At 58.4% G+C, this 11,535-nt stretch carries 12 protein-coding genes; all 12 read right to left on the reverse strand.

Annotated features, from left to right (window positions below; all coding sequences use genetic code 11):
- Nucleotides 1-467 (reverse strand): glycine-rich domain-containing protein (locus EDF71_RS24590; RefSeq protein WP_347876688.1); only part of this gene is annotated, 467 nt, incomplete at its 3' end.
- The gene (locus tag EDF71_RS24595; protein ID WP_133859148.1) at nucleotides 464-1,141 is read right to left on the reverse strand and encodes a hypothetical protein; all 678 of its coding nucleotides are present in this window, start codon (nucleotides 1,139-1,141) and stop codon (nucleotides 464-466) included. The genes EDF71_RS24590 and EDF71_RS24595, both read right to left, overlap by 4 nt.
- A complete protein-coding gene (locus tag EDF71_RS24600) occupies nucleotides 1,122-2,075 on the reverse strand; it encodes a hypothetical protein (protein WP_133859149.1) in 954 nt (317 codons plus the stop codon). Before EDF71_RS24600 ends, EDF71_RS24595 begins: the two co-directional genes overlap by 20 nt.
- A gap of 14 nt (nucleotides 2,076-2,089) precedes the next feature.
- Complete coding sequence (locus tag EDF71_RS24605) at nucleotides 2,090-7,717, reverse strand: phage tail length tape measure family protein (protein WP_133859150.1); 5,628 nt, start codon at nucleotides 7,715-7,717, stop codon at nucleotides 2,090-2,092.
- Nucleotides 7,718-7,806: 89 nt separating this feature from the next.
- The gene (locus EDF71_RS24610; RefSeq protein WP_133859151.1) at nucleotides 7,807-8,130 is read right to left on the reverse strand and encodes a hypothetical protein; all 324 of its coding nucleotides are present in this window, start codon (nucleotides 8,128-8,130) and stop codon (nucleotides 7,807-7,809) included.
- A gap of 38 nt (nucleotides 8,131-8,168) precedes the next feature.
- A complete protein-coding gene (locus tag EDF71_RS24615) occupies nucleotides 8,169-8,447 on the reverse strand; it encodes a DUF1799 domain-containing protein (RefSeq protein ID WP_133859152.1) in 279 nt (92 codons plus the stop codon).
- A gap of 53 nt (nucleotides 8,448-8,500) precedes the next feature.
- Nucleotides 8,501-8,893 (reverse strand): phage tail assembly chaperone, encoded by a 393-nt coding sequence (locus EDF71_RS24620; protein ID WP_133859153.1) that lies wholly within the window; start codon nucleotides 8,891-8,893, stop codon nucleotides 8,501-8,503.
- 103 nt (nucleotides 8,894-8,996) lie between these two features.
- Nucleotides 8,997-9,542 (reverse strand): phage tail protein, encoded by a 546-nt coding sequence (locus tag EDF71_RS24625; protein WP_243854457.1) that lies wholly within the window; start codon nucleotides 9,540-9,542, stop codon nucleotides 8,997-8,999.
- 205 nt (nucleotides 9,543-9,747) lie between these two features.
- Nucleotides 9,748-10,101: a DUF3168 domain-containing protein gene (locus EDF71_RS24630; protein WP_243854458.1), complete on the reverse strand. Its 354-nt coding sequence runs from the start codon at nucleotides 10,099-10,101 to the stop codon at nucleotides 9,748-9,750.
- A 3-nt stretch (nucleotides 10,102-10,104) separates the two neighbouring features.
- Nucleotides 10,105-10,701, reverse strand: coding sequence for an HK97 gp10 family phage protein (locus tag EDF71_RS24635; protein ID WP_243854459.1), 597 nt, complete (start codon nucleotides 10,699-10,701; stop codon nucleotides 10,105-10,107).
- Between the two features lies 1 nt (nucleotide 10,702).
- Complete coding sequence (locus tag EDF71_RS24640; RefSeq protein WP_208301133.1) at nucleotides 10,703-11,023, reverse strand: phage head closure protein; 321 nt, start codon at nucleotides 11,021-11,023, stop codon at nucleotides 10,703-10,705.
- A gap of 2 nt (nucleotides 11,024-11,025) precedes the next feature.
- Nucleotides 11,026-11,367 carry a head-tail connector protein gene (locus EDF71_RS24645; RefSeq protein WP_133859156.1) on the reverse strand — a complete coding sequence of 114 codons (342 nt, stop codon included), beginning with the start codon at nucleotides 11,365-11,367 and terminating at the stop codon, nucleotides 11,026-11,028.
- Nucleotides 11,368-11,535: the final 168 nt, after the last annotated feature.

Raw genomic sequence — 11,535 nt, forward strand, 5'->3', positions numbered from 1 at the left:
CACAAAATGATGTCGCCACCATTGCCACCGGCCACATGAACATCGCCGCCGGAGCCACCAGTACCACCACGGCCGCCCAGCAGCGATGTGCCGCCACCTACCGTGCCTCCCTTACCGCCGCGCACAGTGATAGACCAGCCGCGCGATGATGTGATGACGGTATCGCCCCCTGCGTTGCCCGCCACTGCGGCGTTGAATGCCGCTGTAACGCCCGCGCCGCCCCCGCCGATGGTGATAGTGAGTGTGTCGCCCTTGTAGACCCGCACAGCCCGGCGCCATGCGCACTCACCCGCGCCCGCGCCTCCTACCAGCTGGTTGCCGACAGAGCCCGAGCCCGATGCCGCAATTGCAAGCACATCCAGCACGCCGTCATACTGCACGGTGTAGATCTGGCTGGATGGGAAGACCTGGTAATCCAAAATGGCGCCGCCACCTTGGCCGCCAAATGCTTGAGAGTAAGTAGTCATTGCGCGATCAATCCCAAAGTGTTGTCTTCGTATTGCCAGTTGTCGTTGACGCGTGGCACATCGATTTCGACCAGGCCTAGCGCGTTGCCCATCACCGGGGTAGCGCCAAAGTTGATCTTTTGCCCATTGACGGGCGCGACGAGCTGGTAGCCGATGCGGTCGCCTTTGTTCCAGGCCGCAGGCAGGGTGAGCGTGACGCCTGGCCCTGCAATCAGGTACTTGACACCCGCAATGCCAGTCGTGTTTGCGGTGATCTTTTGCGTGACCACCTGCCCGCTGTCTAGCGATGTCCACGCTGTTGACACACCTGGCACATCAGCAGCCACGTTTGCAAGATTGCGCGTTAGCATCCAGAAGCGGCCCGCGTGCTTGACGGATGCAGGCATTGGCAGCGCTCCCGCCAAGTCTGCGTAGTTGCCTTTGAAGTTGGCCGCTCCCAGCACGATGTCCTGCACCTGGGCTGCATCGGTTGCTGCATCTACGGCACGCTGGGCTTGCTGCTGCGATACCTCAGCGTTGTTTTCGATGACCGCAGCTGCGGTGGTCATCTCATCAATCATCACCGGGTATGCCTGCGTCGTTTTCAACGCGAGCTCGCCGTAAGGGCCGTCATCCATCTCCGGAGTCGGATATTGCGGCAGTGGGGTAAATCCATCAAAGTGCTGCACTGTCATATTGCAAGACTCCTTTCACATAGACGCTGAGCGTCGTCAGTTCAGTAATTTCTCGGGTGAAGTCCGTGGATACCAGGCCCACTGTCGATAACAAGCGATCACGGTCACGAGCGCTGGCATAGACTGCAACAGGCTTGTTCATCAGCCGCCTGACAACATCAAACAACCGATTGCCCTCGCTCGCATCCACCATCACAGGCAGCGTCAGATTCACGGCAGCGCCACGCGGCTCCAAGTCAAAAGTGCCGTCTCCGTAGTCCTTGCGGCCAGCGAAGTTCTCAATCTCGGCCTTGGCCCCGTAGAGCGTGCCGGATTGGATTCCCCGCTTGGCAATGCCGAAGTTGATCCAGTCGCCGATGCTCAGCCACCCGATGCCCACCTCTTCATCTGCTGCGCCCGTGACAGTGATGTGGATCACTGCGTTTGGGTTGAGCGGCAGTTTGTCGAGGCGGTATTTCGTGATCTGCAGTTTTCGGCCAAACCAATAGCTCTTCCAGCCTGCAGGTCGCACCCGTAGTGGCACTGATACAGGGGGCCGGAGATTCGGACCATCAACGCCATCGGTAATCAGTATTTCCAGGCGCGAGCCCTTCAAGTTCTCAAGCGCTAGGCCATTAAAAAAGCCGGGCTTGATAACTTGATCAACCCGGCCTTTTCTACCTACCTGCGCTGTACTGGGGTACTTATCAAAGGAGGCCCATTTGTTGGATGGGCGCATCTTTTGCCAGTTGTTGCCGTCCTTGTCGGGTGAAATGGTCAGATCGGGTGGCACATGTGCGCACTTCCATACGTACTTGTTATGCACCCTCTCATCCTTCTCGGCCACGACTTGACCAGATACCCACGCTTTCTCACCCGCATCCACATCCACATCCGGGATCGACCCGGCCATGAACATGGAATCGGTGATGGTGATGGGCGATAAAACGAGCATAGTTCGCCCTCCTTTTATGCAGTAGCTGGCTGGTTGCGCATGCCCAGACCGCCATCAGTAACACTAGACAGGACAGAGGCAGTCTTGCGTGCCTGGTAGGCGACCTCTCCTTGCCCTGCTTTGATCGCCTGCAGCTCTTGCTTGACGGCGCGCAACTCTGCAACGACTTCCGCCATTTGCACAGCAGGGCCGCCCTGGTTGCCCAAAGCCGCCATCAGCGCATGGTTGTCAGCCTTCGGGATGATTCGCTCACCCTGGTGGGCCAGCACAAGCATGTCGCTTGGCAAGTAGTTGGTGCCAACATTGAGCTTAGGCACATACATGCCCTTTTCCTTGTCGTACACGACCTTGCCCGATCCGCTGTAGCCAGGAACGTTGCTGTATGGGTCTTGCCCTTTGGCGATCTTGTCAGCCGTGCCGTCCATTGCCGTGCCGATAGAGCCATCCTTGTAGACGGGCCGTCCGTCTGGCAAATAGCCATCGAACATGTTCTCTGACGAGTTGCCGCTGATGATTGAGCCGCCACCGCCGCCAAAGCTTGCGCCACCCCTGCCGCTGGATGCTGCAGACCCTCCAGCTCCTGCTGCGTCCTTCTCAGGAAACATCAGCTTTTCCAGCGCTTTGATAGCGTCAGTGACTGATAGCGTTGCGTCGATCTGCTCTTTACCGTACTCCGTCCAATAGGAAAGGGTGTCATCCAGACGCTTGATCTGAGCATTGGCCAAGTCGATCTGCTTTTGTGCATCGGTCTTGGCCAGCTCCGCGAACTCGCCCAGCTCGTCCAACTGGCCCGCCAGCACCTTCTTGTCGTAGTCCAGCTCCGCCTGGGTGGCGTAGTTGTCCATGACGAGTCCGCCGGTAGCCGCATTGATCGCGCTTTGCGTCTGGTCGTAGTCACCAAATCCAAGGCCTCGGCGAGCGTTCTCAAGCGCTTGCTCGATGTACACCATGCCGGCCGCAGCCTGCGAATTGGCCATGTCATCCAGGCCTGCGCGCAGAGACTTGGCGCTGCCCTTGAACAAGTCCACGTAGCTGGATGCCTTGGTGAAAGCATCCTTAGCGTCCGCTGCAAACTGGTTCCAATACTCCTTTTCACGGGAGATGGCCGCCTGGAGGTTCTGCTGCGCCAGCGTCTTCGCTGCCTCATCAGCCTTAGCCTTGTCCTCGGTGTCCCAGATCTCTACTTGCAGTTTCACCAGCTCTGGATCGTTGTACTTCTCCAGCTCCTTGATCTGCTTGGCCCGCTCCAGGCGAGTAGCTTCCGCATCGTTGCCCTTGGCGCGCAGCAGTTGAATCTGCAGATCACCCTTGAGCGATGCGATGTTCTCGGCAGACGTGTAGATCATGTCGAACACATCCACGAGACCGAGCAGGCTGGCAAAGAGCTTTTGACCCTCTTCCGTACTGCGGTCGATCCCGTTGATGTATTCCTTGAACGCCTCACGGCTGGCCGGCATCGTCTCAATACCGAGCTTCTTGAGCTGGTCATTGAGCAAACGAGTTTGGTTCTGCACCTTCTCTTGGTCGGTATAGAACTTGTCGTAATAGTTGCCGGTTGCAGCCGTGAACTTATCAGCACCGCCGAAGGCGTCGATGATGTCCGATGCCATATCAGCGCCAGCCAGCGACGTATCCATGAGCGTGAGCCCAAGCATGTCGAAGACGGTATTGACGCTGTGCAGCGAGTCTGACAAGCGGGTAAGCGCCTGAACCGCAGTCTCGCCGGTCCGCACGTATTCGCTCATGACAAACACCTGCTCGGTGATCGTCTCCGTCACCTCCCGGCCCACGCGGCCATACTGCTGGGTGTCGCCGTCAGTGGGCAGCTCCACGTTATCCCACACCGTGCGCGTGATCTCGCGGGTCTGGTCCTCCCACTTGCCCAACACAGAGCGCGCCATTTCCTCATTGGCCTGCGCCAGGGCCGCCTGAATCTTGGCAGAGGCCTCCTCTTGCGTGAGGCCGGTCAGCTCCAATCCCTTGCCGCCGGTGTCCGGATGGATTTCATCCAGCCCCAGGGTCACCTTCATGGCCCGGATAGCATCGCCATCCAAGCCCAGGCTGTCTGCGCGAGACGCAGTGTCCTCGCGCATTGCCATAAAGGCGTCTTGCAGGATCTTGATGGGACCCTTGGAGGCTTCGATTGACCCGTCGTACTGCGAGAGCATCTCCAGGCGGCTGTACTGCTGCTGGAGCTGCCGTTCACGGTAGCCGTTGCGGGCATCGTTAGGGTTGTCGGCAATCTCCTTCTTCAGGCGCTCGATCTCGGCCTTGGACTTCTCGATTTCCTTCTCAGCCACCACATAGCGGTAGTCAGGGCCATCGAACAATCCGCCGCTCTCGCGCATCAGCTGGTAGCCGTAGAGGTCGCCACCCAGCTCGCCAGTGATACCGCTTCCGACTTGCTTTTCCTCCTTGAACATGCCGCCCAAGTAGGCAGCGATCAGTGGAATCATCATGACGCCAGCAGCGGCATAACCGCCATTGAGACCCATGAAGCTGGTGCTGCCCGGCGCGGCACCGCCCAGGCTTCCGCTCACTGGCATCGTTACTGCGCCAGAGGCTTGGACACCAGGGGCGCTCCATGCGGCGCTCCCACCCCAGCCCATCAGGTTGGCAGCGTAGCGCGATCCCTGGCCCAACAGGCCCTCACCGGAATAGAGGCTGTATGCGCTCGATCCATTGCTGAGCAAGCTCATCAAACCGCCGCCGCCGCTAGAAGCAGAGTCGCCACCGCCAAAAAGACTCGCCAGCCAGCCAGCACCAGCACCGACCAACCCTGTGACGTTCGCCGCAACGTTCATCACAAACTTTTGCGCGAATGCCTGGTAAAGCGCATCGGAAGCAGAGGTCAGAATCGTGGTCTTGAGCGACTTGCCAAACGCTTTGAGGCCGTCCGCGCCGTTGTTGACGAAGTCCGCAAAGCCCTGCCGGAAGATATCGTTGTACTTCTCGGCGTTCTTCAGCGCGTACTCCTCCTGGATCTTGCCAATGGCCACCTGGGTGTCCACTTCGGACTTCTCCCAGATCAACTTACGGCGTGCAGCACGTTGGCGCTCGTTCTCATCGTCGTCGTCGCTGTACTTGGTCTTATCCACCTCCGCGATCTGCTTGGCTACATCCAGCGTGATCTTGCGAACAGCCAGAATCTTGCGGCGAGCAACCTCGTCCATCCCCAAAAGAGAAAGGCCATCCTGTTGGATGGCCAGCTCTTCTTTTGCAGCTTCCAGGGACTTGCCGATAGTCTCGGTGAACTTCTTTAGCTCAGTCCTCTCAAGGCCTCCCACCTTCCCCGCTTGCTCCTGAATCTGCTTTTCCAGAGCCGCGATGTATTCGAGGTTGGCAATCAGCCCCACATCAGCTTTGTGCTGCTGAAGCTTGGCCAAAGTGAGGCGCTCAATCTCCACTTGAGACTTGCCGTACACGCTCAGCGACGCTTCAAGGCGTGCGGTCTCCTGCGCCGTAGCGTCGGCGCTTTTGTACATCGACTTGATCAGCGCGTCTTTGGCCTTGAGGTTGTCTTCAGTCGTGCCATTGCTGCGCAACTGTTGACCAATCTCATCGGCAGTCGCCTTAGCGCTCTTGAGCTTTGCAACGGTCTTGGCGTCGGTGGCCTTCTCTAACTCGGCAGAGATCTTCAGCGACTCTCGCTCACCAGCATTCAGGTCCTTCGCGGCCAGACCCAGCTCTTGCAGCTGCTTACCGTACTGTCGGGCGGCTTCTAGCTGAGCTTCGAGGCCAGACAGCCGGGTGTCACTCATGCTGACGCCGCCTGATTTGCTCGGGCTCTTCTCCTTGTATTGCTCGCGGATGCTAGCGTTGATCTTTTCGTATTCTTGCTCTAACCGAGCGCGGCCCGCCATATCTGGTGCAGGTAGATTGGCCAACTCCTTGTTGTATTTGATTCGAGCTTCCGTGAGTGCCTTCGTCATCTTCTCTGACTTAGACATACTTTGTTCGGACAGGCTCTCCCATTCGGTGCGGGATTTAAGCGCTTGAGCGGAAAAAGCAGATGCGTCCGCAGCGTCCTTCTCTTTATCAAGCAGCCCCTGGAGCCCAGAAATTCGCTCTTCTAGGAGCTTATTTCCGCGCTGCCATGCCGCATCATCGCCAACAACGTCAGATTTTGCTGTTCTCTCCGCCAGCTGCTTCTGGGCTGCAGCCAATTGATCACCAATAGTCGCCTTGCGGCCAACGCCAAGCATTGCATCCCAAGCTTCTTTGGCTGCTCCCTTAATTGAGTTCCAACCTTGCTCGATGTAACCCAGGTTTTCTTTGATCGTCTTGCTGCGATCACGCATTGCGGTATCCAGCGCGTCCATTGCAACACGCGAAGCATCTGCCGACCGCCCTTGATCTTCCAGGGATTTGATCTGCTCATAGATGCTGACGGTAAGGAAGTTGGTCCCCTCATTCAACTTCAGTACGGCTGCAAGTGGATCCTTTTGCAATTCGCTGAACTTCTTCGCCGTTTCCTCTACCGCCTGCCCAGTCAACTTCTCCCATTCAATGGCAGTCTGCGTGTATTGGCGCAACTGTTCATTTCCCCGAACGCCCTGCGCGACAAACAGAGCTAGGCTCTCCGCAGCTTTTGCCTGCGTTCCCGCCACACTATCAATTTGGCGCGCATAGTCCCGCAGCTGACTTGTGGTGACTCCAGATACGTTGCCAGACAGCGCGATAGATCGCACAAACGCATCCTGCTCCTTGACCCCTTCACTGTAGGCTAGCGCAAGGATGCCGACGGCTGCCCCTGCTATTGTCAATGGATTGACCAAGCCCAGGACATAGCCCCCAAGCGCTTTGGAGGCCGCACCTACCCCACCAAACATGTCCTTCAACTGGCCACCCTGTTGCAGCAACACGGTCAAGGGCGCTTGTCCTGCCTGCAGGCTCACCACGATGTCGGTGAACTGGGCAGGCACGTTTCGCAGCGCGGCGCTCATGGCGGCCGCACTCATTCCGACCTTACCGACGCCGCCCTCAGCTTCACGCAGCTTGGCAATCATCGGCGCAGCTTGGGCTGCAACGCCCATTTGCGCAGCCTGCAGTTCTAGGAGATCAGCGCGGGTTTTGCTGATGGCGCTCGACTGCTCACGCAAGGAGCTGAGAAATGCGTTCTCACTGGCTGCGCGCTTCTCGGCGGCTGCCATGCGATCTAACTCCTCGTTCCAGAAACGAACATATTCGGCCGACTTCGCAAGCTGCTGGGCTTGACGGTGCTTCTCAGCGAATACGTTCTGGCGGCCCACCTCGGCCTCAGCAGCCTTGAATACCGACAGTTCGCTCTCCGCATCACGCAGGGCCTTGATGTAGGGCTGCAGGCGCGAAGCATCCATGCCCCGCATATCCATCTTGAGCTCAAAGCTCCCAGAGAGGCTTTTTGCTGCCTGGGCGGCTTGCAACGTTTCCTCAGTAGCTTTCCGCATCGCAGAAGCAATGCGGCTCTCCGCCCGGGTGAGCCTTTCGGCTGCATTCTCAGCACCGTCGCCAATGGCGCCAACGCCCTCAGCTGCCTTCTGGCCGGCTTGGTTGACCTTGTTGGCCATCTTGTCGGCGTCATTGCCGATCTGCTGGAAGGTCTGGGAGGCCTCGTTCTCCGCGGCAACAGTGAAGCCGAATTTTTGGTTTTCAGTTGACATGCTGCGCCACCAATAAAAAAGGCCCGCCGAAGCGAGCCTGATATTAAAAAACCCTCTGATTTACAGAGGGCTGTTGAGATTGATGCTGTTTAATCAGCGCATTGGGAATTGATGTAGTCTGCGTTCAGAATTTCTGATTCCAAGTCGGCAGCCTTACCTTTAAGAGCCCAAAACTTCTTATAGCCTGCATAGCCCCCCATGGGGGTTTTGGCATTTACTTCCCCACAGAGAAAGCTGGACCCTACAGTCCAACCGCCATGCACCTTTTCGTTGCGGAACTTTGCCGAATCTGGATCCTTTAGCTGCTCCAGTACCGGCTGTCTAAGTGCGTGCACCAAATAAATTGTGTATGCATAGGCGCACCCCGCCAGCAGTACCAGCGCAATGACGATATTCCGAACGATGATTTTCACGAAGCCCTCCAAGTTAGTCGGCCGATGGTAACGCATTGCTACGTCTTGGCTCGCTTCTTATCTTCAGCCTCACGCTCTTCCATCCAGATGGCCAGAACCTCAGCCTCAATCACCCGGATGCCGTCAAACAGCTCCTGGTGGTCCTCCGGAGAGAGACCCATTCTGTCGAGCAGGTAGAAAAGCACGTTGTAGTCCAGAGCGTAGGCACCGACTGCGCCCGCGCGCCACTGGTTGCGGATCTGCTCCCAGACGCTCCAAACTGGCTCAGTCTCCGGCCAAAGCAGCACAATGTCTTTCGCATAGTCTGAACGTTTCATGCCGAAGGCCGCCAGCTCTGCATCGCTGGGCGGCGCCTCGTACTTCGCCCGGGCTACGCTTCGGAGTTTCCCAGGTAGCCCTCGGTGCAAGCCGCACGGTAGGCGCCCCACAGCGCAGCGCCGGCCGCTGGCTCTTCGTTGAAAAGCTGAGCCAGGTTGTCCTGGGTCAGCTCGATGTCATCCAGATTCCAGCCCTTGAGGAATTCCAGGGCACGGGCAGCGTTAGATGCCATACCCTTGACTGCCAGGCTCTCGAAAGTGATCTTCTCGCCATCCTTGCTGACTTCTGGCTTTGCCTCTGCGTTCTCATCCAGGAATTTGGCGAATTCCTGGCGGGTGCGGTATTTGAACTGGCAAGAGACCTTGGCCTTCTCGCCGCTCATCAGCGGGATGTCAACAAATGCGGTGATGGTCTCGGGGCGCTTGCCCAGTACGATTTTTGCCATGATGTGTTCGTTTCAGTGGAGAGGAAAGATATAGCCCGTGCCCAGCCGCCCGCCCCACTGAAAGGAGCGAAGCGGCTGGGTCGGTGCAGAGGGTTGGAGCCGCTTAGTAGCGGACTGGGCGGCCTTGCAGGGAGAAGGTTGCAGTCACCTGCATCACTTGGCCCTTGGTGAGAGTTGGGCTCTCGTTGAACGACACGTAGCCGTTGTAGAGCAGCACCGAGCCATCAGGCAGAGTCACCTTCAAAGCGCGGATGTCGCGGCGCTCGCCGGCCAGCTTCAGGGCCTGGTAGCCTGCCAGCGTCGGATCGTCACCAATACCCAGGGTGATGGACTGGGCGCTGGTCACCGTGGGCAACTGGCGCTCGTAGTCATCTTCCAGGAAGGAGCCGGTCCAGAACTGCTGGTCGCCGCCCGAGGTCTGGTAGTCCAGAATCTGGGAGATCTGCGTCCAGGCCGTGATCTCGCGCAGCGTGCTGCCCGTGGGACCGGCAGGGAAGCGGTTCAGGTCGGTGGTGTCGGCGCCAACGATTTCGAGCGAATTAGCAGCGACATTGCCCGCCTTCCAGATGCGCTCACTGATCTTCTGCCAAGGCGTCTTGAACTCGAAGAAGGAGTTGTTGGGAACCGCGTGAGCTGCGGAGGTGAGCACCGCAGGGTTTGCGTTTGAGATCGCCGTCACGGACTTAACAGCGCCGTAGCCGGTTGCGATTGCGACGGTTGCGCCGTCAGGGAGACGAATAGCCATAATTGGGCCTTTCAAGAACGAAAAAACCCGCTCGGCCATTGCTTTGCGGGTGGGATCAGCCCATGACGGGCACAAAAAAACCGGCCTAAGCCGGTGTCTGGGTGGGTTGCTATCGCTTCCCGGTTATCGAGTAAGACTGCAGGTAGCCTGGCACGTCATCAGCGTCATCCAGCGCAGTGATAGGCTCCGATTGAGGACTTGCCGCGAACTTATCCTTTGCTGCCAACAGTGCGACTTGGGCGGCCTGTAGAAGCCGAAGCGCATCCAGGCCGGTGCTGTCATAGGCATTGATCTGGATCTGCGCATTGCGCTTATCTCCCTGGCTGTTGTCCAAGAAGATGATCGGATCGCCACCGAGGTGCTGCCAGGTGATATAGCGGCCTTTGGTGCCCGACGGCGCAACGCGCATGAATACCTGAGGGCAAACCGTCTTCAAGACGGCCTGCAAATCGATTTCAAGCACTTTTTACCCCTTCTTGATGCGTGCGATAAGCGTCTCTTGTGCCGCAGCCAGGGCCGCCGGCATGGCGCTCGATGCGCTGCGCATGAATGCGGTCGCAGGATGCTGCTTAGGGCCGCCTGGCCGCAGAACGTAATAGGCATCCTTCTCTGCAAGCGATGCCCGGCGCTTGGGCTTGGGTGTGCCAACCTTTTCAGGTCGAACCAGCGTCACCCATTGCCCTCGCTTGTTGGTGATGGCGACATAACGCTGTGTCCAGCCGTACTCAAGCAGATGGCCATGCGGCGCCTTCTTGTGGTTCCAGCTGATGTGATACTCGGCGCGCTGGCCAGTTTTGGACTTTTCCGGGCTGAATGCTTGGTAGATAGACCGGTCCAGATTGCCAGTCACCTTGCCGATGCCCTGCACGTTGAGCTTCACACGGTCGTACACCACCTGGGCCGCCGCTTGCGCAGCTGGCCGAATCGCCTCCTTCACCCCGTCATCGAGCTGCTGCAGATACTGCTTTAGCCCGGAGGTGTCCAAATCCATGGAGAAGGTGTTTCGCCCGCCGAGTTTGCGCTCACCGTTGCGGCTGAGCGTTGTATCGCTGCGGCGCACCATGTCACACCACCAGTTTGCAGGACAGATCAGTGAACTTGCGATCCAGGCCTGGCAACACCGCCTCAATGTCATAGTTCTGGCCCAGGTGGACCATACGCATTCCAGCGTTGACATCAGTTCGCCAGCGGATGCGCGCCGAGGCTTTGACCACCGAGGTGTCAGCGCCTGAGCGAATGGACTCAACGCCTGAAGGGTGCCGCACGTAAGCCCAGAGGGTGACAAATTCCTCCCATGCCTCAGGCAAGGGCTCACCCACCTCGTTAGCACCGCCTGTTCGGCGCTGGATCTTGATGCGGTCGCGTAGTTGGCCAATGGTGGTCATGGTCAGACTCCATGAGTAATCCGGTGAGGTCGCAGCAAGGAACGAGCCCCGCCAGGCAACTGCACCACAGATGCCCCAGCCACCACATCCTCGCGGTTGGAATATAGGTGCCCCAAGATCAGCAGCATTGCCGCCTTGATGGCGTAGTTCACAACCATAGGGTTGGCACCGGCCGTCTCAGCAGCCACAGCGGCGTCAAGTGCAGCCTGGTCGGCGAACACTTGCCGGTTGAGGTAGTCCATGGCGGATTGCTCCGCTGCGCCCTGGTACAGGGTAATCAGAGCATCCTCCTGACCGGCCTCAACCCGCAGGTGCGCGAGAGCTTCAGTCGGGCTCAGGAGCATGGCTTAGACCTTTGCCTTGGTCTGCTTGGGTGCAGTGGGGGTGCCCTCGGCGGCGCCCAACTCCAGTGCGGCAGCTTCCAACTCAGGCGGGATTTCGTCTCCCGGGTTGAACTCGGTCGGATAGATGTCGCCGTCCTTGACGCCCTTGAATGGTTTGCTTGCTTTCAT

Origin of the sequence: Comamonas sp. JUb58 (genome assembly GCF_004364775.1) — a bacterium.
Lineage (GTDB): Bacteria > Pseudomonadota > Gammaproteobacteria > Burkholderiales > Burkholderiaceae_C > Comamonas.

Bases quoted from the DNA above. Each gene is read 5' to 3' on its own strand.
- EDF71_RS24595 (WP_133859148.1), bottom strand. From the start codon at position 1,141: ATGACAGTGCAGCACTTTGATGGATTTACCCCACTGCCGCAATATCCG.
- EDF71_RS24600 (WP_133859149.1), bottom strand. From the start codon at position 2,075: ATGCTCGTTTTATCGCCCATCACCATCACCGATTCCATGTTCATGGCC.
- EDF71_RS24605 (WP_133859150.1), bottom strand. From the start codon at position 7,717: ATGTCAACTGAAAACCAAAAATTCGGCTTCACTGTTGCCGCGGAGAAC.
- EDF71_RS24615 (WP_133859152.1), bottom strand. From the start codon at position 8,447: ATGAAACGTTCAGACTATGCGAAAGACATTGTGCTGCTTTGGCCGGAG.
- EDF71_RS24620 (WP_133859153.1), bottom strand. From the start codon at position 8,893: ATGGCAAAAATCGTACTGGGCAAGCGCCCCGAGACCATCACCGCATTT.
- EDF71_RS24635 (WP_243854459.1), bottom strand. From the start codon at position 10,701: ATGGTGCGCCGCAGCGATACAACGCTCAGCCGCAACGGTGAGCGCAAA.
- EDF71_RS24640 (WP_208301133.1), bottom strand. From the start codon at position 11,023: ATGACCACCATTGGCCAACTACGCGACCGCATCAAGATCCAGCGCCGA.
- EDF71_RS24645 (WP_133859156.1), bottom strand. From the start codon at position 11,367: ATGCTCCTGAGCCCGACTGAAGCTCTCGCGCACCTGCGGGTTGAGGCC.